The organism is Citrobacter sp. C348 (genome assembly GCF_047467975.1).
Lineage (GTDB): Bacteria > Pseudomonadota > Gammaproteobacteria > Enterobacterales > Enterobacteriaceae > Citrobacter > Citrobacter gillenii.
On sequence record NZ_JASJUJ010000003.1, the window covers coordinates 392,699 to 419,105 of the forward strand.

Below are 26,407 nucleotides of genomic sequence, written 5' to 3' on the forward strand. Positions count from 1 at the left end.
AGAATAATTATCTTTTGAAAGAATCTATATCAATATGTTTCCAGCAGGAGTCCATTGTCCTGGTTGATAATTCAGGGTTTAAAGTAAACACGGCGGGATAAGGGCTGATCAACATTGATGTTGCTGTTCACGATCATTTTTGGATCGTTTGGCGTCATCATGGTTCAAGTGATGAGATGCAGTGATGAGTATTTAAAATCAAAAATTATCAATGAATTGAGATCCTGTAACTTTTCCAGAGATTAATATTAAGTAACCCGAAGCAACAAAAAATAACATTCAAGTCCTCGACCTCATTTAATTTATAACGTTATAACATAACAAATTAATCTGTATGAGGCGGCAACATTGAACATAAAAATCACCCGAAGAAAACTCATTCTTACTGGTTTAGCGGCCCTCGCGACAAATACACTCGCTGTACCGCTAACATACGCACATATGCGACCTCAGCTAAGTCATAAACACTCTTCCTTCCCAACGAATGGGCGCAAGAAATTTACGATAATGCTAGATCCTGGACACGGGGGTATTGATTCCGGCGCAGTGGGTTGTGAAGGATCGCTGGAAAAACATGTAGTACTGGATATTACCTATAAGATAAAAGCCATTCTCAATAGATACGGTATTAATGCACTACAAACGCGATCGGATGACACATTTATTCCACTGTACGATCGCGTACAAATTGCTCATGCGCACAAAGCCGATCTCTTTATGTCCATTCACGCCGATGGTTTCGCAAGCCCTGCAGCTCATGGAGCTTCCGTTTTTGCACTTTCAACACGGGGAGCCAGCAGCGCCATGGCAAGGTATCTATCTAAAAGTGAGAACGCAGCTGATAATATTGCTGGAAAACACATCATTCGCAAAGACAAGTATCTGGAGCAAACAATCTTCGATCTCGAACAGACAGAAACCATCAGGGAAAGTCTTTTACTGGGATCACATATAGTTCACCACATTTCTCCTGTCCACCATATGCATTCAAACCATACTGAACAGGCAGCTTTTGCCGTACTTAAATCACCCTATATCCCATCTGTCCTGGTTGAAACCTCTTTTATCACCAACCCGCAGGAGGAGAAATTATTAGGCACAACGGCATTCCGCAACAAAATTGCATCCGCCATTTCTAATGGCATCATCAGTTATTTTAGCCACAAACAAAACGCTTCAGCATAACGATAATAATCTCATTCTATTGGATTTAAGCAATGAGCATATGTCGCGGTAAATTGTCCACCCTGCCACCATTCAGATGCTGAGCCATCTTTAGGGATGTTTATCATGACATTGCATTACCTACGCTATTATTTTATATCAATCACACTACTCTTTTCACCCTACTCTTTTGCGGTCAACGTTCTGAACCAGGGCGGTAAAAATCTCGATTTTTATGGCACTATCATTGCGAGACGTTTTACCAGTAATAACATCAAAGATGATGGCGATCGTAGCTATCTCTATTTTGGGTTGATTGGGAGGCAAGATCTTACCCACAACTGGCAAAGCTACGCTCACTGGGAATATACGATTAGTGCATTAGATGCCAGCAGAAACGCAACCCGGCTAGCGTTTCTGGGTGTAGACAACTCGTACTGGGGAAGCCTGGATATCGGTCGGAACTGGGGGGTACTGTACGACGTTACCTCACTAACCGATCGCTCTCCCTTATTCAGGGAAATGTCCTATAACTACATTGACAACTTCATGCGTGGCCGAGCCCTTAATCTTATGACGTGGCGCAAAAAATTTTCGGTCTTTCAACAGACTGTGAAATTAGCAATGCAATACCAGTTCAAAAGTAACAACGAAAACCGAGTTTTAAGACAACAAAACGGCAATGGTGTAGGTACTTCCCTGTCCTGGTTCTTTACGCCAAAGCTCAGTGCACTTTTTGCTGCGTCATCTTCCGAGACCACATTTTCACAGCAACAAAATGCCGGTTACGAAAAAAATATTCTGACTTTCGCAGAGGGGCTTAAGTACCAGAGTAAAAAACTTTATCTGGCCACTGTTTTCACGCAGAGTAATGATGCTATCAACCCCCAACCTCACAATAACAATACCAACGCCTTCAGCTATGAAGCCCTGGCTAAATATATGCTGACCGACAAATTTCAGCCCAACATTGGTTACACTCACCTGACACAAACAATTGCTGGCCAACGAACCCGAGTGCTGGATTATGAAGAAATAGGCTTTAGCTACTACTTTAACAAAAATATGCAGATATTTTTAGACTATAAATTTAATAACATCAGAAATAGCCCTGCCGGGATTGACTGTGCAGATAAACTTGATACAGGGATAAGTTATCACTGGTGAAAACGTATCCAGAGTTAGATGGATTCTGACTCTGGAAAACAGAACATGGTTGGAATTAACGGATATGATATACACCGATAAAGACCCTTTCCCTTGCATCATTGGCGACTACCACTTACAAGCTATAAAGAAGATACATCAATAGGATAATTTATTTTTCTGAACCTCGCAGGTCTATAAACGCTGAGGTATTTCTTACATTGATAGCAATCAATCAACATATGGCATCAGATAATTGCCAAAAAAAACAAATAAAGGAAAATCATTCATGTCCTGGAATAGCAATCTCAAGCTTATGGCAAAAAACTGGTTAACAATACACGAAGCTGTGCAAGTGATTAATGAGACATTCGACACTTCAATTACAGAAAGTACAATATACCGCTGTGCACTTTATGGACAAATCAATCTATCCATTTACTTCCAGTCTCCAGTGACATTACGAAAAATAACTAAAAATGGAGGAAAAGTAAAAATATCTATTTTGGATAATTCAGAACTAAAGAGACTCTGCTTTCTTGATAAGCAGTGTTTCATAAATAATAGGAACCTTATCATATCTACTGAAGGAGATTACTTTTCATCTCGCAGGAATATTTTTGACACTAACTTATTTGGATTTGAATACATTATCATTCAAAGGTATCTAGCAGACTCCCTCAGAATACCACTGCCTATTAACAATCCTGACACCATTAATTTTGGCATCACTGTTACGAGTGCAAATGATCTATTTTTACTTTTCAATAAAATATCATGGAACGAACAAATTCAGAGCAAGATAAAATACTTACAGGATGAAACCACCTCTATAATTAAAGAGTCTTCCTTGCGGAATGAAAAGCGGGACTATGCGGATCCATGCTACTTTCCAATGCATGACTTGCCACAAGATGCTTGTTTCGTAATCAAATGTGTTGAAATTGAGAGATTAATAGAAAAGCTAACCAGTGACAAAAACCTCAAGTTATCTCCGACGAGAATATCTACGCCATTATCCCGGCTGTTCTGGCTAGCCTGTCATCATAATGATGATATACGCCCTCTGGTGAAACAACCTTACAAACTCTTGTCTATATTTGAGGAATGGGCAATCTCTGATGGTATCACCGATCATCTCAGCGGTGATACGCTAAAAACGGCCCTAGAACGTGGCTCCCCTTTATCGTTTAAAACTACGGTGAAGTAGTACATCCTTCGTGTATATAGCTCTGAGATCCGTATTACGGGTGAATAATTTCGTGATACGGGTTCACTGTCTTTATCTAAACATCATTCTGTGTTCCTTTATGATAGCAATACCATAAGCCCCTGGAGGAACAAATGCCATCTCATCAATTATTACGCCTCAGACAGGTCGAGCAAAAAACAGGTCTTAAACGTTCACAAATCTATCTGTATATGAAAGACAAGAGTTTCCCACTCTCAATAAAAATCGGCCCAGCCAGCGTAGCCTGGCTCGAGTCCGAGATTGACGAATGGATTAATCGTAAATTAGCTAACCGCTAAGACAAGAGAGATAATTTATGTTTCCCTCGCTGAATTATTACGTACTCACGGATGTAATGTATACATTGAAGGAAGGTGACTTATCTTACGGTGAAACACTTGGATTTACTCTTGAAGAAATTAACGAAATCAGTCAGTTACCCTTTGATACATTATTTACTATCTGCCACTCTCCCGCATCATTTATTACAGTCAAAATTCACCATGACATTTTACGCAAACAGCTGGAAAGAGCACGTACTGAAACCCAGCATCATCAGCAAATTAATCGGGCGATCCGGTTAGGTGGATCTATAGCATTACTAAAGCATTATTTTGGTCTTACTTCCAACGATGTCTGTTTCAACCGCAGATTACAGGGCATATCTGTACCGTATGGACGCTCACCTCTTCCTGATGAAACCATGGATGCCACAATATGGTGCCGATGGAAGGCGTTAAAGGGGAAAAGTCCTGATGCTAATGAAGCAATTAACATCATGATGCAGATCACCGAAGAGTTAGCCTCAGAGCCCGATCCCCCCTCACTCACTGTTGTGTGTAACCGAATCACATTTTGCGAGCAGGGAAGGACAGACAGGAGGACATGATATGCCTGACGAAGTTGATCGCGACCAGGAATTCAATGAGCAGCGTCTGGAGGAAATGATCGAACAAAGCCGTTTCAAACCAGCAGCAACGCCTTCCCTGTATCACTGTCAGTTCTGCGGCAGACCAATTCCTGAAAAGCGGAGGCGCACTCTCCCAGGAGTAACAACGTGTAGAGAATGCCAGGAAATGCTGGAACGACGCAAACGCTAATATTAACAGCAAGACGTGCAGGGAATTAAAACCCCGCACGTCTTTATATTTCACTATTAGTAAAAACACAACCACCGATTATATCCCCCCTCCCCCCTACACTACTAAAGTTCATCCCCAAAAAACTCTTAGCATTTCATTTTCACTTTATCATTCCAATTTATATTAATTAAATTCATCCTGATTGTGTTTCCGCTCATCGACCTGACAGTAAGGAACTTATTCAGCCTTGGTCGAGTACCGTTCTTTAATAATTTATATCAGGCTATCACACAACCTTAATTCAGTGTGCCGCTGAATGTTCTCGCTGACCCGTTGAAATCGGAATGCAGAATTGGGATGTGACCCGTTTATTATTATTTTGATTAGAGAACTATCCAGATAAAACCAAGTGACATAGTTTTGTCGGTCTGGAATTTTCAACAGGTACGCTGAAATAAAACATCTACCGCAAAAACATTAGTGCAGCATTTATCCGAATCAAAAGCCCTGTAAAGAATATCCCATGACACTCTTTATAATGGTTTCGGCAGTCCGGCGTAAAGCGCTCACAATCTCGAAACCACACATTTAATCCTTCAAGTTTCCCTCAGCATGCATGGTTCTTTAGCTATGTACGCTGCCCGCATTCCCGAGGCTACTATGCTTTCCACATCTGCCTTTCTGGCGGTGGCCATGCAGTGTGCCGCCAGCATTCATCCGTCCACAGCACTCGACGTCGTAAGGGTGGAGTCCAATTTTAACCCCTATGCGATCGCAGAAATTATCCCAAGGGGCTCAGGCACCTTCAGTCACAATAAAATCATTTCTCATCAGCCCACCAGCCGGGAAAGAGCAGAGCGAATCATACGTCGCCTTGTGGTGCAGAGCCGCCGTTACTCTGTGGGGCTGATGCAAATTACCAGCACCAATTTCCATCATTACGGTGTGACAGCCTCTGACCTGCTTGATCCCTGTACCAATCTGTCTGTTTTCGAATACATCCTCAACGACTGTTACCGACGCGGCGGCTCGCTGAAAAGAGCACTGAGCTGCTACTACTCCGGCAATTTCCGTACCGGAGAACAGCCGGAAGCGGCTTTTTCCGGAACCAGCTATGTGCAACGGATTGGTTACGCTGCAGCTCCCCACTATGCCGTACCCGGAACCCACGAGGAAAAATTGACATCCCCGCCGTCACTGAAGCCTACGTCTGCCGGTGACCAGTTACGTCCCTGCGTGATCTGGCCGAAGGGCGTGGTTCGTGGCGTCCCCTCAAAATTCCGCCTGAAGAAAATTGCCATCGAAAAGTTCTCTACACCGTCATTGCGCCGGAGCCTCTCCCTGTCACCCCGTGAGGAGAAAGAATAATGACACTTTGCCACAAACTTAAGGCCGCTTTCAGTCCTGTTTCCGCATTTGTACTCATCGTTTGTTCTGTACCTCCGGTTTTTGCCGACGGCTTTCAACGCGCAAATACCGTGATGGAAAAAGTCGCCACCGGCCTTAATGGTCTGGCGGCCATCACCATTACCGTGGCCGTGATCTGGGTAGGTTACAAGACTCTCTGGAAAGGCGAAAGCCTGTCCCAGTGTGCCTACATCATCATTGGCGGCATCCTGATTGGTGGAGGCAGTGAAATCGGCGCACTGCTGATGAGCTGAGAGGTTATCTATGGCAAAGCTGCTTAAGGCAATGAAACGTCCGGCGGCACTATGGGGGGTGCCGATGGTGCCTCTACTGGCTACCACGGGTATCACCATCATCATTGCTGTCTGGACCTCCGTCGCTTTCCTTGCCCTACTCCCGATTGAATTTCTGCTGATGAAATCGCTCACCAGGAATGAACCCATGCGGTTCAGCCTGATAGCCGTCTGGCTCAGGGCAAGAGGAAAACCTGCGGCAAACCGTCTATTTAGCGCAACAGCATTTATGCCCATTGAGCATGATGCTGTTGATATCACGGAGTTTCTCAACGTCATGAAACTGAATCAGAGTGCCACGCTCAGGAAATACATTCCGTATTCATCGCATATTCATCAACATGTCGTCCGCTCACCCAATAGTGACCTCTACTGTACCTGGGAACTGACGGGCACTCCGTTCGATTGTGAATCAGAAGAAACGCTCAATATTGACCGTAACCAGTTGCACGGACTTATCCGCTCTTTCGAGGGGATGCCGATCACCTTCTATATCCATAACGTAAGGGAGCCATTTACCGATTCGCTACATAAGGTATCCGGCAACTCTTACGCTGATGAAGTCAGCCGTCTGTATTATACCTCGCTGGAGGCTAACCCGTTTCGCCGTAACCGCTTGTTCCTGACTGCCTGCTACCGCCCTTTTGCCAGTCTGGAAAAAGCCGGACACCGGCGTATGAAAGACGGCCAGAAACTGAAAGAGCTTGACGGTGCGTTACAGGAGATGCTGGAAATTAAAGGTACCCTCGATACCGCTCTGTCACGCTACGCCGCACACTCTCTTGGTACTTTCAGCGAAGAACAGGCTGTATTCTCCTCCCAGTTATCCTTTTACGAGTACCTCTTGGCGCACCAATGGCGCAGGATCCGTGTCACCCGTGCTCCTGCATATTCGGTCATGGGATCGGCAGCGCTGTTTTTCTCCGGGGAGTCTGGACAGATAAACCATGCCGGCGGCACCCAGTATTTCCGGGGTCTGGAAGTTAAAGAGTTCCCTGAAGAAACAGCGACTGGGATGATGGATTCGCTGCTTTATGCCCCCTGCGATTATGTGATCACACAGTCCTACACCTGCATGTCACGGGAAGAAGCCCGGAAGGCCATCAAACGCACCCGACGTCTGTTAATGAGTTCAGATGATGATGCGGTGTCACAGCGGCTGGATCTGGATGTGGCGCTTGACCTGCTGACATCGGGAAAAATTGCGTATGGAAAACACCATTTTTCCATCATGGTGTTTTCCCACACGCTGGATAGTCTGGTAGACGATACCAGCGAAATCAGCAATGCCCTGAACAACCTCGGCATTATATCGGTTCCCGCCGCTCTTTCTCTTTCAGCCGGGTATATGGCGCAACTGCCCGGCAATTATCATTTGCGGCCCCGCAAGGGTGAGCTGAGCAGTCAGAATTTTGTCGAGCTGGCTTCGCTACACAATTTCTATCCCGGCAAGCGCGATAATGCGCCCTGGGGGGATGCAATGGCCTTACTGCGTGCCCCGTCAGGGGATGGCTACTATCTGAACCTTCACAATACGCTGGCGGACAAGGATGAATTCAACGAGAAGAATCCAGCCAGTACCTGCATTCTCGGTACCAACGGTTCGGGTAAAACCATGCTCATGACGTTTCTGGAAAACATGCAGCAGAAATATAGCCGTACGGAGAGTTTTTCTCCCGACGCAAAAACCAAACGACTGACAACCGTTTATCTGGATAAGGATCGTGGCGCTGAAATGAATATCCGGGCATTGCAAGGCCGTTATTACCGTCTTACACATGGCGAGCCCACCGGGTGGAACCCATTTTCGCTATCGCCCACGAAACGCAATATCAGTTTTATCAGTCAGCTGATGAAACTGCTGTGTACGCGTAACGGTGCGACCATCACGCCCCGCAATGAGCGACGTCTAAATGACGCCATACTGGCGGTGATCGGTAATGAACCACAGTACCGTATTCATGGGATCACCCGTTTACTGGAGAATCTTCCGGAGCCTGCGACCCGAGAAGCACAGGAGAATGGCCTGAGTATTCGCCTGTCGCAGTGGGCGCAGGGTGGCGAGTTTGGCTGGGTGTTTGATAACGCATCAGACACCTTCGATATCAATCGCTGCGATAACTTTGGCATTGACGGCACAGAGTTCCTTGACGATGCGAATATCTGCGCACCGATCTCCTTTTATCTGCTGTACCGTATTACCAGCCTACTCGACGGACGTCGACTGGTTATCTTCATGGATGAGTTCTGGAAATGGCTACGGGATCCGGTATTTAAGGATTTTGCCTATAACCGGCTGAAAACTATTCGTAAGCTAAACGGGATGCTGGTTGTAGGAACCCAGTCCCCGGCGGAGATCATCAGGGATGAAATTGCGCCTGCCGTGATTGAGCAGTGTGGGACGCAGATTCTGGCAGCTAACCCCAGTGCCGACCGGGCACACTATGTCGACGGAATGAAGTTTGAACCGGAGGTGTTCGACGTCGTGAAAGCCCTGGATCCGCAGGCCCGTCAGTATGTAGTGGTAAAAAATCAATTTAGACGCGGCGACATAAAGCGTTTTGCTGCACGTGTGACGCTCGATCTTTCCGGTATCGGCAAGTACACAAAAGTCATGAGCGGCAGCGCCGACAACCTGGAAATCTTCGACTCTCTCTACCGTGAAGGGATGCAGCCCTATGAATGGCTGGATACCTACCTGGCTCAGGCACTCTGAAAATCCACAGGAGATTCATGATGAAACGGCGTTTTCATGCATTAATTATTGCGTGTGTGATCATCAGCCCGATGGCACACGCAGGTATCCCTGTTCTGGTGGATGCTGACCCACTACGTGAGCTCGAATGGCTGAAAGAGGCACAACGCTGGATACAAACAGCGCAGCATTATGAGAGCCAAATTCAGGCATATAAAGACCAGTTAGCAACGGCCACCGGTGTACGGAATATTGTTGATTTCGTTGATCAGGCGAAGAGTCTTAAATCAGATCTGGAAAAACTGCGTAAGCCGGGTCAGACACTCAACGACCTGCTACTTTCTGGTGGCATCGCCGGGCAGTTCGATGCGCTATACGCAAAGTACCGGGTTTTCGATACGTGCAACGCGGCGCAGTCCGGAAGCTATGCCGATATCTGCAAACAACAGGTTATCAATAAGGCAATTCAGTTTGAGCAGACTGACGAGATCCAGGATCAGGTCAGCCAGACATTGGGTGAGATCAATAATCTTTCTAACCGGATTGCACTCTCTAAAGACTCAAAGGAGTCACAGGACCTTGCCAACAGTATTCAGTTGAAATCAGTGATGCTGAACACGCTCACTGATCAATGGGAAATGAGTGTGAAGGCGGCAGAAAAACGCGGGAAAGTGCTGGAGGATGAGCGTCTAAAACAGTGGAACCAGCAGCAGTTAACTGCACCAACCTCCGATTTAAACCGTTAAAGGAGTTTCACATGCGTTTATTAACCCTTTCGTTCCTGTCTATTTTATTCCTCATCATTTGCGGCTGCAGAGACGAAACCAAAACTACCCAGTGGTACAAAGATCATCCCGATGAGCTGAAAACAGTATATGAAAAATGCCTGAAAACCGGCGATGCCTCTGAAAACTGTAAAAATGCCAATGAAGCTCATTTTCAGATTCAACAGTTAAATGCCCCCACTCCCAACCTGAATTCATAGTGAGGTTAATATGCCTGGTGGTGTATTTATCGGTGTTGAAAAACACCTGATAGGGGGAGTCACCGACGCAACAAAGGGACTGATGATGTCATACTCCGCAATGATGCTGGGACTGGCGGCAACGTCAGCGACACTTTATATCATGTGGCGTGGATACCAGAGCCTGGCAGGTAAGTTGTCCACACCCATGGAGGACGTCATGTGGGACATCATAAGAATGGCCATCATCCTGTCCTTTGTGGCCAATGTCAGCGGTTATCTCGACGGGGTCATTGACGCTATCAATGGCTTAAAAGACGGCTTTTCCGGCAACAATAATATATGGCAACTACTGGATAGCTTATGGGATAAAGCGAAGGTATTAGGCAAAACGTTACACGACATGGATAATTCAACGTACATAAAAGACGAGGGCATCACAGCTCAATTTTATGTGTGGCTTGGGATATTCGTATTAATGACTATTACAGCCTTTGTTGCAATGATCGCAGAGGTCATGGTTTTGCTGCTCAGCATCACAGCCCCCGTTTTCATCTTTTGTCTCATGTATGGCTTTTTACGTCCCATGTTTAACAACTGGCTGCAAAATATTTTCGCAGCCATATTAACGGTTCTGTTTTCTGCATTGTCGCTACGAGTGGTCGTTAATTATTTAAACTCCCGCTTAGATATTGCCATACAAATATCTGCACAATCTAATATTGTGGAGCTAGGTGCTCAGGTCTGTCTCGCCGGGGTCTGCGCGGCAATAATGGTATACCTTTCCGCAAAACTGGCCGGAGCACTAGCCGGGGCGGGAGCGACTGTCTCCATGCAGGGACTGGCCGCCGTGGGTATAGGCGCAGCGGCGTTTGGTGCAGGGAAATTAGCCGCAGGAGCCGGGAAGCAGACAACCCGCGCAATTCAGGACAATCTTCAGGGATGGAGAGATGCCAGTACAGATAAACCCGGCAGCGGCCCGGGATACAGAGCTGCTCAGGCACGTAAGTATGCCATTGAGCAAATGATCGCCAGGAACGAGGCCCGGCGTCTGGCAAAATCAAGAGAAACAACCGTTCAAAAATTCCATCGTTAAACTTGTCATCCCTTGCATGCTATTTCCGTCAATGCCCCCAACGCTAACACAACCCTCTATCCAACCCACTGAGGAAATATCCCATGAAACGCTTGATTGCGCTGATTTTACTGTGCGCGCTTTACGGCTGTGCGCAGTCTACCCATCCCCTGGCCTTTAGTGGGCATGGCATCCCGGTAAACACGCCTCAGATGATGGCGGAGTTAAACAATCATGAGTGAACAGTCAATCATTGCGGATTCCCGCACTTTTGAGCAGAAAATGATTGAGCGGGACAAACGCGCCACGAAGGCCGGATTTATGGTTGGCGGCGCGGGCTTACTCATTGCCATACTGGCACTCACCACTGTGGTGCTGCTATTACCGCTGAAACAGACAGTTATTGAGCTGTATGCTGTAGATAATCATACCGGACGGGTGGAACACGTCACCCGAGCGTCAAAAACGAGTCTGACAGCGGAAGAAGCTTATCAGAAGGCGATGACCTCAAGTTACGTCAGAGTGCGTGAACGTTACATTTACCCTGCCCTACAGGACGATTATTCAACGGTACAGGTTTATAACAGCCCTCAGGTTAATGATGATTACCTGGCACTGTATGCAGGTAAAGACGCCCCGGATAAGGTGTACCAGAATGAGGCCCACACCGTACATATCGACATCCTGTCTAATCAGATCACCGAAGGCACTGCCCCCGATAACGTCGCCACCCTCCGTTACAAAAAAACTATCCGCCGCCTCGCTGATAGTAGTACGCGTACAGAATACTGGGATGCCCATCTTACATTCCACTCCGACCCCAGTAAGGAAATGAGCGATACAGAGCGGGAAGTTAACCCGTTCGGTTTTACGGTGACCAGTTGGCAGGCAGATCGTGAAATCAGAGGAGTTGAATAATGAAAATTATCATCCTTTTCGCACTGGCAATGTGCGGTATAGCCTGGGGTGCTGCAATACCACAAGCAAGCCGCTACGACGCCCGTCTCCAGCAGGTTGTCTATAACCCGTTTAACGTCACTGTCGTCAATACCCGACCCGGTTTCGTAACCACGCTCATCTTTGACAATGACGAAGCGGTTATCAGTGCTAAACCAGGTTTTGAGGACGCATGGGAAGCCACAACAGACGCAAACCGGGTCAGTATCCGCCCGGTAGCCCTGATTCAGGGTGCCCCCGGAGTGGACGGTAATACAGCGCAGGTGGTCATTCCTCCCAACAGTCACGACTGGCATACCAACATGCTAATCGTTACCACTCGGCGGCTGTATAACGTCGAGCTAAACGTCATCGATGAAAAATCATCGCAGCAGCCTGCTTTTCAGGTGAGTTATCGCTATCCCGATGAAGCACACGAAAAAGCGGGCCGTGAGGTCACAGCCAAGGCGCGGGAACGGGAGCAGAAACAACAGCAGACCGATATCCAGCAGGCTCTTAACGCCGCGCAGACGCCACGAAACTGGGACTATCTTAAATATCCGGGGAGCAATAGCACGCGTATCGTTCCGGACTTCGCCTATGACGATGGTCGCTTTACGTTCGTGGGCTTCTCCCCGGCCAAATCCATTCCCTCTTTGACGAAAGAGCTAAACGGCCAGGAGCATGTGGTTAACAGCAGTGTCCGCAGGAAAGGCAACTTCACCGTACTGGTTATTCAGGAGGTCACGCCCCGTCTGGTCCTGCGTTCCGGTGGCGCTGTGGTCGGCCTGGAAAATCGTGGTTTCGGCAGGGTTCAGGTCGCAGATGGTGCCACAGTCTCCCCGCAGGTTGAGCGAGTGGAAAAAACCGCAACCCATTAACAGCTGAGGAACTGTACACATGAATGACGAACATCTGCATCCTGTGCCAGATGAATCCAGGTCCTGTCCGACACAGAAGGATGATGATATTGCTGCGCTTGAGCGCGAGGCCCGCGCAGAGCGTGAAGCTGTGCTTCACACCTGGCAGGATGATGACAATACCGATCCCATACAGCCGACTGTCAATAAACTGAAAAAGCGCCAGCGGGGGAAAGCCACCGCTTTTCTGGCATTCGCTGCCGTTGCCCTGATTGCACTGGCGTGGGGGGGTAACTGGATATACCACAATCTTCTTTGGCAGCCCGGTGAAGAAAAACCTCAGGAAACAGTGGCCCCGACAGATCGGACCGATTCCCGACAGCGTACCGATCTGGGTACGCACTATATCGACGCGAAAACACCAGTTCCGGCGGACAACAACCCTGGTAGTATGACACCCAACGGATCGGAGGCTCTGCCCGACTTAGATAAAGCCCGTTTTCTGGTGCGCCGGGAGGGTTCAGGTTCGGCGGTACGAAATCCGGTCCGGACCCGGCATCAGGAAATGGCGCAGGTATCCTCTACCGAGCAGCCGTCAGGGACACAATCTTCTGATACCGGTCAGCCGCTAAACACCTCGTCGCCACAGCCGGAATCGTCCCCGACAGCGGTCCGGCGAATTCCTTATAATCCCGATCTGTACGTGCCGGAAAATACCACTATTCCCTGCTCACTGGATTACCGTTTTGTCTCAGATCGGGCTGGGAAAATCCGCTGCACGATCGCCGAAGACATCTGGAGCGCCAGCGGTAATACAAAGCTGATAGAAAAAGGGACCACTGCCACGGGGATGTACCAGACTGGCGCAGAAACAGGAATGACACATGGACAGGGACGCGCATTCATCATCATCACGAAACTGCGTACCCGTCAGCCCCCTTTCCTTGATATTCCGCTGGTCGATACGAGTGCTGCCGGAGAGCTTGGCGAGGCTGGCGTTGATGGCTGGATCGACTCGCATTTCAGGGAGCGATTTGGAGGCGCATTGCTGGTCGGTATGATCCCCGATATTGGCGCATGGGCATCCAACAGCGCCGGTCAGAAAGATCGGAATACCGACTATACAGAAAACAGCCGTCAGGCTATGGCGGATATGGCACGTACTACGCTGGAAAACAGCATTAATATCCCACCGACTCTCTACAAAAATCAGGGTGAAATCATCAATCTGGTCACAGGGCAGGATATTGATTTTTCAGGCATCTACACGCTGAGGATGAAGAGTGAATAATCGAAAGTTTTTGTTTGCTGTCACGGCGACAGACATCATCGTAAGGGACGATTTCAGCAATGCTGTCGTCAACGACTTACTGTCACACCTTACCGGAATCAGAAGAATAGTCATGACATGCTATCGTGCCGGGAGCGCATTGATAGAACTCAGTATTGACTCAGGAGAAGAGCAACCGTTATGTATCACCATCAGTGAAGGCCCTTTGGATGCACCGCCTTTTTCCTCGGACGATATCCAGCTGGCACATAAGCAGATATCGCTGCCTGACGTCACCGATATACTCATTCTTGTGACAACATTAGCCCGCTACGCCGGACTTTCCTCCTCCGTCTCCGGCGATGAAGATTCATCTTCCCTGCTGGAGTTCAGCTCGTAGTAAATCGCCAGTTGACGCAGCTTTGATATTTCAAGGTTGATAACGCTTTTTCCTGTGCTGTTTTCCCGCTCGGAAACAACCGGATTGAGTAAAAATATACGGAAATATCTGACGTTTTTAGTATCCAGAATCTCATCGATATAATGACCAAACCGTCCTTTCGCCATCAGATCTTTACTGACATACAGGCGAACAGGCTTCCCCTCATGTTTATCAAAGAAATTAATCAGAAAACCCCGACCATACCGATGCATTAGGGTCCCACCACCATAGATGACGCCCGAATACGGATTAGCCAATCCACGCTGTATATGCGTTATATATTCATGTAGATAGACCTGATCATGGTGCATGATCTTGAGTCTCAACGCCCGGAACTCATCCTGAGGCAGCGTTTCTTTCGCTTCCTGCCATGTGTCGATAAGTCGCTGAAGCTGGTTGGTTCGCGTGTAGCGACTCCAGCGGGGCTCTTCATTTGTACCCGTTTTATCATCATCCCCGACCGTTTTTCTTGTGTGAACAGGCGTAACAAGCTTCACGGGATCGGATGATTCGCCATCAGGATCATCTATTGAAGGGTCAAAGCAGTTGATATAGTCCGTCAGCTTTTGCTTTGCTTTTCGTTCTGTGAAATCAGCCTCTGACTCGTCTGGACGCCGGTCCTGATCCGCATCCTCGGTGAATTCGAGCCATTCACATCCGAACTTGTGAGGATGAGGTGAACGGAAGTGCGCAGCCTTGAATTTCTCACCATCTTCAGCTTTGACGTGATAGTTAACACCGCTAATGGTGACATCACAGTTGCGATCGCTACATGAAAAAGTGAACCGCTTCCTTTCTTCCGGCTTTCTGGAAAAAAATTCCGTTCGCGCTTCATCAATGGACAAACAGCGCCCGAGTTCATGGCAATAAGCGAACAGTACTTTCGTCTTCGACATACTCCCTCCACAAATGTATCCGATACAAGGATATCACATGAAAAACATCTCTCTCGACCGCTATACACAGCGATTTTTTGGCGATTTTATTGCTCACCCTGGACTAACAGAAATCGCCGTCAACCGCCCGGGCGAGCTATTTACCAAAATTGATGGTGTCTGGGAGCTGCACAGTGTTTCGCTGGATTATGAGGGGTGCTACAACTTCGCCAGATGCCTGGCAAAGCATCACGGCGACAATATTGAAGATATCAAACCGGGGCTGTCAGCCACGCTGGAATCCGGTGAACGTTGTCAGGTTATTGTCCCTCCGGCCTGTGAGCGCAACACCATCTCCATTACTATCCGAAAGCCGTCACGGGTACAAATTCCCCACCAGAGCTACATCGACGCCGGTTTTTATAACAGGGTAACAAGAGCAGAAACCACTCAGACACACGACCAGGAATTATTGGGCCTGTATACCGCCAAAGATATCCCGCGTTTCATGGAGAAGTGCGTGGAGTACGGTAAAACTATCGCGGTGGCCGGGGAAACCAGTACCGGGAAAACAACCTACATGAAGATGCTGATTGGTTTTATTCCTCGCCATTTGCGTATTACGACCATTGAAGATAATCCGGAAATCACCTTTTTTGTTCATAAAAACTATGTCCACCTCTTCTATCCGTCCGAATCAGCAGATGAAAAAGGCTCGATTGTGACGCCAGCCAGTCTTCTGCGCTGGAATTATCGCATGAATCCCGACCGTATATTGTTAACCGAAGTGCGCGGTGGTGAAGCCTGGGATTTTCTCAAAATAACCGGCTCCGGCCATGAAGGCAGTATGACTTCCCTTCATGCGGGTTCAGCAATAGAAGCGGTAGACGGTTTTATTACTCGCTGTTATGAAAACCCACAATGCGCCCGGCTGCCCTACACGTTTATGTTACGCAAAGTGCTGGACAGTCTGGATGTTATTGTCAGTATTGATTTAGACGGGAACGTGCGCCGGATGAATGATATCTATTTCCGGCCATTGCACCGTAATGCCTTCTTCGAGGAGATGAAAGCATAATGAAAACCATCAATATACTGTTATTTTTAATAATGCTTACCGGCTGTTCGTCACCCCCCCCACCGGTATCTGTTGGATGGGATAAATCGGGCGAGTCAGTGAATATCAGTTTACCGCAATGGAATGACAACCCCGTTATTAATCCTTCCCCAGTCGTTAATGGGAAGTGGTTATTGTCCGTTCACTCAACGCAGTTTAACGAGACACTCTGGACCCCCGACGTATTTTACGCAGTTGCGCATTCGACGCGTATTGTTGTTGCTGCACCATCAGGCACAGCATTCTTTACTGCAACAAGCTGGCTTCGCCAGCATGGCGCAAAAGGTGTTATTGAATATCAACCTGCAACTCAGTGCCTGACATGTAGCGATACCTATATTTATTTTTCACATTAAATATACCGATATCCTGGTACAGAAATTATGGTAAGGACTTCATCATGAAATACGCCACCATTGCGATGGTAATGCTGTGCATTGCCATTGTGCCCCCTGTTTATTGCTTCGCCGCGGCCCCATGCGAAGTCGTGCTTTGTATGTACGGGAAAGCGACCGGAAACAGTGGAGGGAGTAAGTGCCATTCAGCTGAAAAAACTTTCTTTAATATCGTCAAAAAAAATAAACACGGATTTTTACCCGGTCATACACTGAATGCCAGAAAAACTTTCCTCGGAGAATGTGTCAGTGCCGACCCGGAGGCGGTGAATAAAATCCTGTCCAGATTTGGCAGGCGCAGAGGATAATAAACCTCCGACCATTATGTTAGTACATTTTTTGGGGAGAAATAAATATGGATAAAGAAAACCTTTTTATTTCCAACATCCACTCAATGCCTCATGACAGAATATCGGTCGGAGCCGTGTACAGAAAGTTCTCTGAGGAAGCGAATCAGGGATGCGGCCTTTACTATGAGATCTATGAAAGTAGACTGATCAGTTTATTGCGACATCATCTTTCGCGTCTTAATGAACAGGATGCTGACAAACTCAGACGATACGCCGAAAATCAGGGAACGAAAGTCGATGATGAAACCTACCGGGAGGTATTAAAGGCTGAACAGGAATGCCGGGCTGAAATATATCGCGAACAGGTGTGAACCACCAGTAATTACAATATGCTTCACAACGCCACAGACTGACAGACGGCGGGGTTCAGGCTGGCTACTTTCTGGCTTCAATTTTGGAGAAATTGTTAAGCCGTGAAATAAGCCAGTGGAACGCGGACAGAAAATTCAATTTCGCAGAAATTGTTAATTTTCAGGCACCGCATCCACCTGCGAACATTCGCCCACAGCGAATTAAGCAGGCCGGGGGAGCCGCAAAAATTTTGCCGCCCCAGCGAGCAAAAAGGCACGCCCACGTGCCGTTTTTTGTGGGGGGCTTGCCCCGCACACCGTCAAGCCAGGTAATATTTCCCGCCCCAGCGGGGATATTACCGATCAGGCGCGACCAACCCCTTTAAAGCAGCGTTCCCGTTTTTTGGAGCTTGCGAGAAAAAACAGGCAAAACGCGCGTCTTAAAGGGGTTGGTCGCGCGTAGCGGGCGACGGTGTGCCGCCGTTGACCCTGGGGGTTTTGGCGCGGCGTTCAGCCACGACATTACCCCCATGCACCAGGCAATAAGGGCGTCCAGCCCGCATGAACTGGCGCACGTCGTTTCGGGCCGGAAAGTCTATCTACCGGCACATGGCTCCACCGCAGCCACCTCTGTTTGCACCTGCTTTCACCCCAGCTTTTCGCCCAACACCGTGGGGCGAATTGAGGGGGCGATGTCATGGGGCGAATGGCCGATAAAGGAGGTATTATGGTGTTAAATAAGCTGATCGTTTCACTATCGCCGATAGTGAACGGCATGCTGGGACTGCTCGTTTTTATGCACCAGCATCAACCTATTTTGGCGCTATTCTCAGGGCTGACCATGCCATTCTTCGCGTCGATGAAAAGCGATGAACGACTGAACGCCCCTTTATGGAAAAAGCTGGTGATAGTTTTTTCCATACTGTGCTTTTTGTTTGGCACAATAGCGCCCGTGGTGAACGAATTATTTCAATGGATATACCGAATAAAGATAGCCACCAGCAATACCGTCCTCTCCTGGCTGATACTGATTACCTTTACCGCAGCCGGTTTTGTTTTCCATATTCTTCTGCGCAGGGTGTTAACACCTGAACTCGATAAAGTAAAAAATCGGTTCGTCAGAAAAACCACTCTGGAAAGGGAATTACGTACTGATGTCCGAACGGTGAAATCGCTGCTACCGGAAACATTGCACTATAACCCGGAGGATTATATTAACCTGAGTAAAGGTATTTTTATCGGCATGAACAGAATGAAACAGCCGATGTACCTGCCGTTAAAAGACTGGCAAAAACAACATGCCGATATCATCGGGACCACGGGGGCCGGTAAAGGGGTGGCTACCGGGATATTACTTTATCAGAGTATTTTGGCCGGTGAAGGCGTATTTGTTATGGACCCCAAAGATGATGAGTGGGCCCCACACCTTTACCGGAAAGCCTGCGAGGATGCAGGGAAATCCTTTGCCCTAATTGACCTGAGGAAACAGGCATACCAGCTAAACCTGATTAACGATATCACTGCTGATGAACTGGAAGAACTTTTTGTCGCGGGTTTCAGTCTGGCAGAGAAAGGACAAGAGTCCGACTTTTATCGCATTGACGATCGCAAAGCAGCCCGAATAGCTGCACAATTTGTCGCCCGTAATACGACCTCAACCATTCGGGATGTGTATAACGGGGAATACGTTCAAAGTATCGCTGATAAGATAAAAGCCTTTTTCGGGAAAATTGAGGAGCTGGCCTTACTCAATGCCATCAATGCACCGACAGGATTTTCCCTCAATACAATATTTGATAACGGTGGTTGCTGCTATGTGATTGGCTCGATGCGCAACAGCAAAATTATTACCGCTCAGCGCATGCTGCTGGTTCGCCTGTACCAGTTGGCAGAAAGGCGCGACCGGGTAAACCACACACCCCGCCCTATTGCTATTTACCTTTCCGAACTGAAATACCATTTATCCAAGCCTGCGCTGGAAGGCCTAGGTGCGGCACGGGATAAAGGGGTACACATTATTATGGACCACCAATCCATTGCCGATTTAAAAGATTGCCCGGCGGATTTGAAAAGCGATGCCGTGGTGGGTGCAGTTGTGGAGAATGCCAAATTCAAGCTGGTTTATCGTGTCATGGACCCTGATACCGCTGAGTGGGTGGCAAGGATGTCGGGCACCATATTAGTCGATGATGAGGTCCGCAAAGCCAAAACAGATGCGGTGCTGACAGAGACTATCGACAGCGAACGCACCATCAGGCAGGCCGAGCGTTTCTTTATCGACAGTAATATGGTGCTGAACCTGCCTGATTTTGTCAGTTTTATCTTTACCACCAAAGCCCTCCCCTCTGCTTCACTGATTTCTCCCATCAGGGTTAAAAAAAGGGAGCTGGCGATCTGTGCCGTATCGCCCGCTGTTGCCGCAACCGCCGCAAGAGTCAATATTGCCCTGAATTTTGACGAGGAGGAAATGTCATCCGGACCGTCATCAACATCAGTTATCACGACAACACAACCCGATCTATTTTTTGATATAGCTGGACGAGAAACACACAACAACAAGTGCAGGTAAAGAGGATTATCCCTCGTTACTGAACTTTTAGAAGGGGAAATGATGCTTATCACCGCATACCGCGAGCGCCAGACCCGACATCGCGAGAAGATAATACGACTGCTCAATTTCCTGAAAGAAGAAACGTACAGTGATTTTAAAACACTGATGCTGCTGTTCGGCTTCAGGGATCATAAATCACTGTATTCCCTGCTTTCAAAAGTTGAGGGAATGGGGTTAATACAAAAACACGTCCTGGTATCACGTACGAAGAAATTTTCATTGTGGGGAATAACCAACGACGGGCTGGCGGTCGTAATACAGCCTGATGATGAAATTTTCCCGGCCCGGTTTGAGCCTTCAAAAATCACAGGCTGGACGCTGGAGCACCACCTTGATAATCAGATGGCGCGGATCATCCTCGAAAAAAAAGGCGCATCCGGCTGGATACATGGAGATCGCACAACTTTCCTGAACCGTTATCAGGTCAGTCACCGCCCGGACGGGCTAATTGCCCTCCCCAGCGGCACGGTGATCGCCATTGAGACCGAGCGCCATCTGAAAACCAAAGCCCGCTACCAGTCGATCATCGCCTGTCATTTACTGGCCCGAACCCGTAAAGACTGGATCTACGTTTTTTATATTGTGCCAGACCCGCAAAAAAAAAGCGGTCTTGAACGGCTGTTTGACAGCATCCAGTACGTCATCGTTAACCATCAGCACATCCCACTGGAAACCCGCCACAGGAATGTGTTCCACATCTACACGATTGACGAACTGCAACGGCTCGATATCGCTACCTCAACGCAAGTTTAAATTCCACTGAAGTCATGATAATAAGGTATAGCTCTCATTTTATAATTCTGTCATGCGCCTAGTATAAGCAACTATTGCATTCAGGGGTGATCAGGATAGCTCTGGATACCATTCTCCAGATGCAAGAGATCTGAGGGGCCCTGAATTCTCTGAAACAGCATGTGAGAGAAGTTGCTCTACGGTGTGGTTGTGACTGTAGCCTAATTTTTCTCGGTTTCGTTCATGAAGAGGCCGCTCAGTGAACGCATATTCCGGGCTGAAGTTAACTGATTTTAAGTTTTTTATGAAAAAAAATAATATGAATTACTTACAGTTAGATCGATATTTTATAAAGATATCGAATGATTTCTCTTGGTATAAAACTGGAACACAAAGCCACGTTCAAGGTTATTAAATTGTCATAATTTTGTTAGTGGCATTTTGCGCGACATTATGATTCCTGTATTCGGCAATATGGGTATTAAAGGGGCGTTCAGATTGGGGGTATGAGTCATCAAAAGCTAAAGTGGTTCTTGGTTTACTGGGACTATCTCCGCATGCTGTAGCAAACCACCTGAGATACGTACGCAACCGTATGGAAGAGACTACCACTACTCAGGCTATCCTGATCGCCCATATAACCGGCGAATTCAGGCCCGAGAAAGAGAGTTAACACCAATCAACGAGGAATACGTAATGACAAATGATACAAGTAAACATCCGAAAGTGGATCATGCCGAAGAAAACGCATTTTTCCCCTCTGACTATTCCCTTAGTCAGTTTACCAGCCCCGTATCTGACCTTAGTGACTACGACTATCCCAAAAAGTGCATGGGAGGGAAGAAGGTGCTGGTCATCGCTGCGGATGAGCGTTACCTGTTGACTGACAGCGGGGCTCTGTTCTCAACGGGAAACCATCCTGTTGAAACGCTTATTCCAATGTATCACCTGCATGCCGCTGGTTTTGATTTTGACATTGCGACAATCTCAGGTTACATGACCAAGTTCGAATACTGGGCCATGCCGCATAATGATGAGAAAGTTATGCCATTTTTCAGCCGGTATAGAGACAAGTTCCAAAATCCTGAAAAATTGTCTGATATATTGAATAGCCTGAACAAGCAAAGTGAATATGCTGCCGTGTTTATTCCTGGTGGCCACGGCGCACTGATTGGGCTGCCAGAAAGCAGCGCAGTAGCAGATACTCTTCGCTGGTTCATGAACAATGACCGCTTCGTCATATCCATTTGCCATGGCCCAGCAGCATTCCTTTCGCTGCGCAATGGTGGAAACCCTCTTAAAGGGTATTCTATTTGCGCTTTTCCAGATTCAGCTGATAAGCAGACGCCTGATATAGGTTATATGCCTGGCCATCTCACATGGTATTTTGGGGAGGCACTTAAGCATATGGGGATGAATATTGTTAATGACGATATTAAAGGAAGCGTATACAAAGATCGTAAGGTACTGACAGGTGACAGTCCTTTTGCGGCCAATGCACTTGGTCAATTGGCAGCTAAAGAGCTCCTTTCAGCTTTTGCCTCCTGAACATTGTTAATTTGAATGCAAAAAATGGCATAATTTTCAGACAGTAATGCGTAATTGATCTGGCAGCGACAGTTTCATTGATACATGTATCTGTCAGATCATATCTTGGTTTTTTTATCTCGTGCCGGATTTGGTGGCCCTGCTTTCTGTCCGATCCGTGCCAAAAGCGGAAGTTGAGAGGTTCTGGCAAGCTCTCGTATCGTGGCAAAATTTTAGCGAGAGCTTTACCCCCCGGCAGCAACTGACTTAGTTGACTACGATGTGTGGGTGTTCATCTGATGCTGGTCAAATTTTTATCGAAGAAAATAAGCACGGACCAGATCCAATGACCAAACACCCATGTCCTTAAACCTCCTCACAAAATCTAACACCTCCGCCATATCATAGAAACCAGAACCTCAATATCATTTTAATCCTTAAAAACAGGTGGTTAGGAAAAAACATCATGCTCTACTCTTATCGTTCCGTTCAAATTTAGTAACCACCGGAAAAAACGTCTAAAATTTAACCATCTTAAAACTAAATGGCAAACTCAAAACAGGAGATAGAATGATAAATAATAATGGTCTCCTTCAAAAAATTCCAGTAGCTCAGTACCTTAGGATGTCAACAGATCATCAGCAGTATTCTCTCCATAATCAAGCAGACTTCATAGCAAAGTTTGCCGAGAAGCATAATATGGAAATCCTGCACACCTACGATGATGCCGGGAAAAGCGGAGTATCAATAGCCGGTAGAGACTCATTGAAAAAGCTGGTATACGATGTTATGGAGGGCATCATAAGCATACAGGCAATTTTACTCTACGATGTAAGCCGATTCGGACGTTTTCAGGAAACTGACGAAGCGGCCTACTACACTCACCTATTTAGGATGCATGGCGTTGAGCTGATATTCTGTGCAGAACCTTTGCCGACAAAAGAGTTCCCTCTGGAAGCCTCAGTCATGCTAAATCTCAGGAGAGCTGCGGCAGCAAGTTTAAGTAAAAACATTTCTGATAAAGTATTTCTCGGGCAAGCAAATCTAATCAGACATGGGTATCACCAAGGAGGTATAGCCGGATATGGATTACGTAGAATCTTAATTGATGAGAAAGGGAATATAAAAGAAATTCTTTCTTTCGGCAAACGCAAAAGTATACAAACTGATAGAGTAATACTTGCTCCTGGCCCAGCAAAAGAGGTAAGAATTGTAAATTTAATTTATGATATGTTTATAGAACAATACATTCCAGAGTTTCTTATTGCAGACAAACTAAATAGAAATGGAACACCTGCCGAAAATGGTACTCTATGGACTCGCGGTAAGATTCACACAATACTTACAAATGAGAAGTACATAGGAAATAATGTTTATAACAGAACATCTAGCAAACTAAAAACAAAAACGGTTAAAAATCCCAAAGAGGAGTGGGTTAGGTGCAATAAGGCTTATAAGAAAGTTGTAAGTATCAAGAAATTTTTGAAAGCACAAGAGATCATCCAGGCTCGTTCTAAAAACATGACAAATGAGGATCTTCTCAAATATTTAAGGCTAAAACTACAGGAAAAGGGGAAATTATCAGGTGTAATTATTGATGAAGATGATTTTGGTCCTTCATCATCAATCTACAAAAGCCGATTTGGTGGGTTGATTCGAGCATACCAATTGATAGAGTACAGGCCTAAACATGACTACACCTATCTTGAGATTAATAATCAATTAAGAGTTTTTTATTCTAAGTTAATTGAAATATTCAAAACTGAAATTGAGAATTGCAATTGTAAGATAGAAGAGGAGCCGAACACACAAGAGTTTATAATAAATAACAATATGTCCGTTTCCGTGATCATATGTAAATGTAAGAAACTAAAATCAGGGAGACTTCGCTGGAAAATAAGGCTAGAACCCAATCATACTCCAGACATAACCATAGTTATCAGAATGGATAGCGAGAACAAGCTTCCAGTAGATTATTTCATTTTACCAAAATTAGATTTTAATTTCACTAGATTGATTATTAAAGAAAACAATCCTGCATTGTTTGAATTGTATAGATATAACGATATTGATTTATTTTACCGCCTATTAAAGAGAATACAAATAAGGAAACCATATGCAGCCTAGAACATTCCCACATCAAATAGTAATGATCAGTATAGATCAAATAAAAATCATAAATCCACGCTCTCGCAATAAATTTATTCATGATGGAATAAAAGAGAGTATAAATAAAAGAGGATTAAGTAAACCTGTCACTGTGAGACGTATAGAGGATCCTTTATATTCATATGCACTTGTATGCGGCCAAGGAAGAATAGAAGCCATATTAGGGCTAGGGGAATCCTTAGTGCCAGCAATCATTCGAGACATCAGCGAAGAAGATGCTTATATCATGAGCCTTGCTGAAAACATAGTTAGAAGAAAACCTCGCTCAAATGAGCTGCTTGAAGTAGTAAGAACAATGAATAAAAAAGGGTTAAGTAACAGTGAAATAGCAGAAATACTCGGTTACTCAGGAAGCTGGGTTTCTTACATAAGAAAATTATTGGAAAAAGGGGAACATAAATTACTGAGTGCAGCAGATAGAGGTGAAATTCCACTTTATCTAGCTGTAGAGTTTTCTAAATGCAATAATGAAGAATCCCAGATGTTATTAGTAGATGCATATGAAAAAAAACTAATTAAGACAAAAGACATACAAAAGATAAGAGGCATTCTTAACCAACGACAAGAAGGAAAAAAAGGAAATAGTATAATTTCTTTCTCGCAAAAGAAAGACAGCAAGAGGATGACTACGGATGAACTAATGAAAATGTATAAAAGTGTGATACATGAACATAGATCTATCTTAGAACATTCTGATTTTATAAAAGAAAAGCTGACAGTAATAAACGAAATATTCACGAAATTGCTGCAACATGATTCGTTTATAAAATTAGCATATGAAGAAAAATTGGTAGAGATACCTAATCATATTCTTTCTGCAATAGATGGAGATAACAAAAATGATTAAGCAAAGTTTTTCAAATGAATTTATGCATTTAGATGTGTATAAATTAACACCTTCAAAACATCTTATCCATAACATTAAGGACTCAATTAAATATCAGCAGATAAAAACATCTATTGCAGAGTTTGAATTGGTTGAGCCGATATTGGTATACTTCGATAAAAAAGAGAATGAAATTCGAATTCTAGACGGACATTTAAGAATTGAAGCAATGAAAGAATTAGGAATTGAAAAAGCTACATGTATAGTATCAACTTTAGATGATACATTCACTCCCAACAAACACGTCAATCATATGAACCCTATACAAGAATATAAAATGATAAAAAAGGCTTTAACTAAAGTTTCTATTGAAAAGCTAAGTGCTGTGCTGGGAATCTCCGTTGATAATATTATAGGGAAAACAAATCTTTTGACCGGGATAGACCCTATAGTTATTTCTCTCTTATCAGACAAACCTGTCCCTAGAACTACATTTTCCATTTTGAGAAAGATGAAGCCGATCAGACAAATTGAAGCAGTTGAATCAATGATAGGCTTTGATAACTACTCTCGAGGGTTGGCTGTATCGATGCTTGATAACACTCCAGGGCATTTGCTAGTAAAAGAAATAAAACAACCTCTTAAAAACAATCAAGCCAAACAAGCAATGCTACGTCTTGAAAGAGAAATGACTGTAACCAAAGAGGAAACTAGCAAGATAAAAAATGAATATGGGGCGAATACTCTAAAGCTTTCGATCGCCAGATCCTATATTGATTCTTTGCTGTCAAGCCCTAAAATACTCCACTGGTTTCTTGAAAATGAGCCACAATACCTTACTGAACTCAAGAATATATCGAAGATAAATTCAATAGATGATATTAATCAGAAAAAAAATGAAGATCTATAGAGTGCGTTAGAAATTCTGTGTCATTCCAGTAATATACTTC

Annotated in this window: 28 protein-coding genes; 27 read left to right on the forward strand and 1 reads right to left on the reverse strand. The window is 45.7% G+C overall.

Annotated features, from left to right (window positions below):
* Window positions 1-330 precede the first annotated feature (330 nt).
* The 17 genes from amiA to QNN86_RS08625 all read left to right on the forward strand — a co-directional run bounded on the left by amiA (window position 331) and on the right by QNN86_RS08625 (window position 14,523).
* A complete protein-coding gene (gene amiA / locus QNN86_RS08545; protein WP_414210978.1) occupies window positions 331-1,185 on the forward strand; it encodes an N-acetylmuramoyl-L-alanine amidase AmiA in 855 nt (284 codons plus the stop codon).
* A gap of 105 nt (window positions 1,186-1,290) precedes the next feature.
* On the forward strand, window positions 1,291-2,331 hold the full coding sequence (locus QNN86_RS08550) for a porin (protein ID WP_414210927.1): 1,041 nt from the start codon (window positions 1,291-1,293) through the stop codon (window positions 2,329-2,331).
* A 268-nt stretch (window positions 2,332-2,599) separates the two neighbouring features.
* Window positions 2,600-3,520, forward strand: coding sequence for a hypothetical protein (locus QNN86_RS08555; RefSeq protein ID WP_414210928.1), 921 nt, complete (start codon window positions 2,600-2,602; stop codon window positions 3,518-3,520).
* A gap of 134 nt (window positions 3,521-3,654) precedes the next feature.
* On the forward strand, window positions 3,655-3,840 hold the full coding sequence (locus QNN86_RS08560) for an AlpA family transcriptional regulator (protein WP_044711720.1): 186 nt from the start codon (window positions 3,655-3,657) through the stop codon (window positions 3,838-3,840).
* Window positions 3,841-3,857: 17 nt separating this feature from the next.
* A complete protein-coding gene (locus QNN86_RS08565; RefSeq protein ID WP_414210929.1) occupies window positions 3,858-4,430 on the forward strand; it encodes a DUF2857 domain-containing protein in 573 nt (190 codons plus the stop codon).
* A gap of 1 nt (window position 4,431) precedes the next feature.
* Complete coding sequence (locus tag QNN86_RS08570; RefSeq protein WP_044711713.1) at window positions 4,432-4,641, forward strand: TraR/DksA family transcriptional regulator; 210 nt, start codon at window positions 4,432-4,434, stop codon at window positions 4,639-4,641.
* 642 nt (window positions 4,642-5,283) lie between these two features.
* Complete coding sequence (locus tag QNN86_RS08575; protein ID WP_414210930.1) at window positions 5,284-5,991, forward strand: lytic transglycosylase domain-containing protein; 708 nt, start codon at window positions 5,284-5,286, stop codon at window positions 5,989-5,991.
* Window positions 5,991-6,284, forward strand: a complete 294-nt coding sequence (locus tag QNN86_RS08580) for a TrbC/VirB2 family protein (protein WP_414210931.1) — start codon at window positions 5,991-5,993, stop codon at window positions 6,282-6,284. The genes QNN86_RS08575 and QNN86_RS08580 overlap by 1 nt, the downstream gene beginning before the upstream one ends.
* A gap of 10 nt (window positions 6,285-6,294) precedes the next feature.
* Entirely contained in the window at window positions 6,295-9,039 is a 2,745-nt protein-coding gene (locus QNN86_RS08585; RefSeq protein ID WP_414210932.1) for a VirB3 family type IV secretion system protein, read from the forward strand.
* 20 nt (window positions 9,040-9,059) lie between these two features.
* Window positions 9,060-9,764 (forward strand): type IV secretion system protein, encoded by a 705-nt coding sequence (locus tag QNN86_RS08590; protein WP_100194240.1) that lies wholly within the window; start codon window positions 9,060-9,062, stop codon window positions 9,762-9,764.
* Between the two features lie 11 nt (window positions 9,765-9,775).
* Window positions 9,776-10,003, forward strand: a complete 228-nt coding sequence (locus QNN86_RS08595) for an EexN family lipoprotein (protein ID WP_057067596.1) — start codon at window positions 9,776-9,778, stop codon at window positions 10,001-10,003.
* Between the two features lie 10 nt (window positions 10,004-10,013).
* Window positions 10,014-11,078, forward strand: coding sequence for a type IV secretion system protein (locus QNN86_RS08600; protein ID WP_414210933.1), 1,065 nt, complete (start codon window positions 10,014-10,016; stop codon window positions 11,076-11,078).
* Between the two features lie 83 nt (window positions 11,079-11,161).
* The gene (locus tag QNN86_RS08605) at window positions 11,162-11,299 is read left to right on the forward strand and encodes a hypothetical protein (RefSeq protein WP_414210934.1); all 138 of its coding nucleotides are present in this window, start codon (window positions 11,162-11,164) and stop codon (window positions 11,297-11,299) included.
* Window positions 11,292-11,975, forward strand: a complete 684-nt coding sequence (locus QNN86_RS08610; protein ID WP_414210935.1) for a type IV secretion system protein — start codon at window positions 11,292-11,294, stop codon at window positions 11,973-11,975. The genes QNN86_RS08605 and QNN86_RS08610 overlap by 8 nt, the downstream gene beginning before the upstream one ends.
* Window positions 11,975-12,874, forward strand: a complete 900-nt coding sequence (gene virB9 / locus QNN86_RS08615) for a P-type conjugative transfer protein VirB9 (RefSeq protein WP_414210936.1) — start codon at window positions 11,975-11,977, stop codon at window positions 12,872-12,874. The genes QNN86_RS08610 and virB9 overlap by 1 nt, the downstream gene beginning before the upstream one ends.
* A 19-nt stretch (window positions 12,875-12,893) precedes the next feature.
* Complete coding sequence (gene virB10 / locus QNN86_RS08620) at window positions 12,894-14,144, forward strand: VirB10/TraB/TrbI family type IV secretion system protein (RefSeq protein WP_414210937.1); 1,251 nt, start codon at window positions 12,894-12,896, stop codon at window positions 14,142-14,144.
* Between the two features lie 112 nt (window positions 14,145-14,256).
* Window positions 14,257-14,523 carry a hypothetical protein gene (locus QNN86_RS08625; RefSeq protein WP_414210938.1) on the forward strand — a complete coding sequence of 89 codons (267 nt, stop codon included), beginning with the start codon at window positions 14,257-14,259 and terminating at the stop codon, window positions 14,521-14,523.
* Here the strand turns inward: QNN86_RS08625 and QNN86_RS08630 are convergent.
* Window positions 14,454-15,461, reverse strand: a complete 1,008-nt coding sequence (locus QNN86_RS08630) for a hypothetical protein (protein ID WP_192466213.1) — start codon at window positions 15,459-15,461, stop codon at window positions 14,454-14,456. The two genes, QNN86_RS08625 and QNN86_RS08630, sit on opposite strands and share 70 nt — an antisense overlap.
* 37 nt (window positions 15,462-15,498) lie before the next feature.
* Here QNN86_RS08630 and virB11 point away from each other — a divergent pair, with 37 nt between their 5' ends.
* From virB11 to QNN86_RS08680, 10 genes are all read left to right on the forward strand, one after another.
* Window positions 15,499-16,518, forward strand: coding sequence for a P-type DNA transfer ATPase VirB11 (gene virB11 / locus QNN86_RS08635; RefSeq protein ID WP_414210939.1), 1,020 nt, complete (start codon window positions 15,499-15,501; stop codon window positions 16,516-16,518).
* Window positions 16,515-16,913 carry a cag pathogenicity island Cag12 family protein gene (locus tag QNN86_RS08640; RefSeq protein ID WP_414210979.1) on the forward strand — a complete coding sequence of 133 codons (399 nt, stop codon included), beginning with the start codon at window positions 16,515-16,517 and terminating at the stop codon, window positions 16,911-16,913. Before virB11 ends, QNN86_RS08640 begins: the two co-directional genes overlap by 4 nt.
* A gap of 44 nt (window positions 16,914-16,957) precedes the next feature.
* A complete protein-coding gene (locus tag QNN86_RS08645) occupies window positions 16,958-17,260 on the forward strand; it encodes a TrbM/KikA/MpfK family conjugal transfer protein (protein WP_414210940.1) in 303 nt (100 codons plus the stop codon).
* A 47-nt stretch (window positions 17,261-17,307) separates the two neighbouring features.
* Window positions 17,308-17,613: a dpoa decarboxylase gene (locus QNN86_RS08650; RefSeq protein WP_414210941.1), complete on the forward strand. Its 306-nt coding sequence runs from the start codon at window positions 17,308-17,310 to the stop codon at window positions 17,611-17,613.
* Window positions 17,614-18,319: 706 nt separating this feature from the next.
* On the forward strand, window positions 18,320-20,161 hold the full coding sequence (locus QNN86_RS08655) for a type IV secretory system conjugative DNA transfer family protein (protein ID WP_414210942.1): 1,842 nt from the start codon (window positions 18,320-18,322) through the stop codon (window positions 20,159-20,161).
* Between the two features lie 42 nt (window positions 20,162-20,203).
* Window positions 20,204-20,956, forward strand: a complete 753-nt coding sequence (mobC, locus tag QNN86_RS08660) for a MobC family replication-relaxation protein (protein ID WP_414210943.1) — start codon at window positions 20,204-20,206, stop codon at window positions 20,954-20,956.
* A gap of 675 nt (window positions 20,957-21,631) precedes the next feature.
* Entirely contained in the window at window positions 21,632-22,483 is an 852-nt protein-coding gene (gene hchA, locus QNN86_RS08665) for a glyoxalase III HchA (protein ID WP_414210944.1), read from the forward strand.
* A 549-nt stretch (window positions 22,484-23,032) separates the two neighbouring features.
* The gene (locus QNN86_RS08670) at window positions 23,033-24,589 is read left to right on the forward strand and encodes a recombinase family protein (protein WP_414210945.1); all 1,557 of its coding nucleotides are present in this window, start codon (window positions 23,033-23,035) and stop codon (window positions 24,587-24,589) included.
* Window positions 24,579-25,478 carry a ParB N-terminal domain-containing protein gene (locus QNN86_RS08675; RefSeq protein WP_414210946.1) on the forward strand — a complete coding sequence of 300 codons (900 nt, stop codon included), beginning with the start codon at window positions 24,579-24,581 and terminating at the stop codon, window positions 25,476-25,478. The genes QNN86_RS08670 and QNN86_RS08675 overlap by 11 nt, the downstream gene beginning before the upstream one ends.
* The gene (locus QNN86_RS08680) at window positions 25,471-26,367 is read left to right on the forward strand and encodes a plasmid partitioning protein RepB C-terminal domain-containing protein (RefSeq protein ID WP_414210947.1); all 897 of its coding nucleotides are present in this window, start codon (window positions 25,471-25,473) and stop codon (window positions 26,365-26,367) included. The genes QNN86_RS08675 and QNN86_RS08680 overlap by 8 nt, the downstream gene beginning before the upstream one ends.
* Window positions 26,368-26,407: the final 40 nt, after the last annotated feature.

What these genes read in the sequence shown, in the direction of transcription:
- QNN86_RS08550 (WP_414210927.1), top strand. Translation starts at nt 1,291, where the DNA reads ATGACATTGCATTACCTACGCTATTATTTTATATCAATCACACTACTC.
- QNN86_RS08555 (WP_414210928.1), top strand. Translation starts at nt 2,600, where the DNA reads ATGTCCTGGAATAGCAATCTCAAGCTTATGGCAAAAAACTGGTTAACA.
- QNN86_RS08560 (WP_044711720.1), top strand. Translation starts at nt 3,655, where the DNA reads ATGCCATCTCATCAATTATTACGCCTCAGACAGGTCGAGCAAAAAACA.
- QNN86_RS08565 (WP_414210929.1), top strand. Translation starts at nt 3,858, where the DNA reads ATGTTTCCCTCGCTGAATTATTACGTACTCACGGATGTAATGTATACA.
- QNN86_RS08570 (WP_044711713.1), top strand. Translation starts at nt 4,432, where the DNA reads ATGCCTGACGAAGTTGATCGCGACCAGGAATTCAATGAGCAGCGTCTG.
- QNN86_RS08575 (WP_414210930.1), top strand. Translation starts at nt 5,284, where the DNA reads ATGCTTTCCACATCTGCCTTTCTGGCGGTGGCCATGCAGTGTGCCGCC.
- QNN86_RS08580 (WP_414210931.1), top strand. Translation starts at nt 5,991, where the DNA reads ATGACACTTTGCCACAAACTTAAGGCCGCTTTCAGTCCTGTTTCCGCA.
- QNN86_RS08585 (WP_414210932.1), top strand. Translation starts at nt 6,295, where the DNA reads ATGGCAAAGCTGCTTAAGGCAATGAAACGTCCGGCGGCACTATGGGGG.
- QNN86_RS08590 (WP_100194240.1), top strand. Translation starts at nt 9,060, where the DNA reads ATGAAACGGCGTTTTCATGCATTAATTATTGCGTGTGTGATCATCAGC.
- QNN86_RS08595 (WP_057067596.1), top strand. Translation starts at nt 9,776, where the DNA reads ATGCGTTTATTAACCCTTTCGTTCCTGTCTATTTTATTCCTCATCATT.
- QNN86_RS08600 (WP_414210933.1), top strand. Translation starts at nt 10,014, where the DNA reads ATGCCTGGTGGTGTATTTATCGGTGTTGAAAAACACCTGATAGGGGGA.
- QNN86_RS08605 (WP_414210934.1), top strand. Translation starts at nt 11,162, where the DNA reads ATGAAACGCTTGATTGCGCTGATTTTACTGTGCGCGCTTTACGGCTGT.
- QNN86_RS08610 (WP_414210935.1), top strand. Translation starts at nt 11,292, where the DNA reads ATGAGTGAACAGTCAATCATTGCGGATTCCCGCACTTTTGAGCAGAAA.
- virB9 (WP_414210936.1), top strand. Translation starts at nt 11,975, where the DNA reads ATGAAAATTATCATCCTTTTCGCACTGGCAATGTGCGGTATAGCCTGG.
- virB10 (WP_414210937.1), top strand. Translation starts at nt 12,894, where the DNA reads ATGAATGACGAACATCTGCATCCTGTGCCAGATGAATCCAGGTCCTGT.
- QNN86_RS08625 (WP_414210938.1), top strand. Translation starts at nt 14,257, where the DNA reads ATGACATGCTATCGTGCCGGGAGCGCATTGATAGAACTCAGTATTGAC.
- QNN86_RS08630 (WP_192466213.1), bottom strand. Translation starts at nt 15,461, where the DNA reads ATGTCGAAGACGAAAGTACTGTTCGCTTATTGCCATGAACTCGGGCGC.
- virB11 (WP_414210939.1), top strand. Translation starts at nt 15,499, where the DNA reads ATGAAAAACATCTCTCTCGACCGCTATACACAGCGATTTTTTGGCGAT.
- QNN86_RS08645 (WP_414210940.1), top strand. Translation starts at nt 16,958, where the DNA reads ATGAAATACGCCACCATTGCGATGGTAATGCTGTGCATTGCCATTGTG.
- QNN86_RS08650 (WP_414210941.1), top strand. Translation starts at nt 17,308, where the DNA reads ATGGATAAAGAAAACCTTTTTATTTCCAACATCCACTCAATGCCTCAT.
- QNN86_RS08655 (WP_414210942.1), top strand. Translation starts at nt 18,320, where the DNA reads ATGGTGTTAAATAAGCTGATCGTTTCACTATCGCCGATAGTGAACGGC.
- mobC (WP_414210943.1), top strand. Translation starts at nt 20,204, where the DNA reads ATGCTTATCACCGCATACCGCGAGCGCCAGACCCGACATCGCGAGAAG.
- hchA (WP_414210944.1), top strand. Translation starts at nt 21,632, where the DNA reads ATGACAAATGATACAAGTAAACATCCGAAAGTGGATCATGCCGAAGAA.
- QNN86_RS08670 (WP_414210945.1), top strand. Translation starts at nt 23,033, where the DNA reads ATGATAAATAATAATGGTCTCCTTCAAAAAATTCCAGTAGCTCAGTAC.
- QNN86_RS08675 (WP_414210946.1), top strand. Translation starts at nt 24,579, where the DNA reads ATGCAGCCTAGAACATTCCCACATCAAATAGTAATGATCAGTATAGAT.
- QNN86_RS08680 (WP_414210947.1), top strand. Translation starts at nt 25,471, where the DNA reads ATGATTAAGCAAAGTTTTTCAAATGAATTTATGCATTTAGATGTGTAT.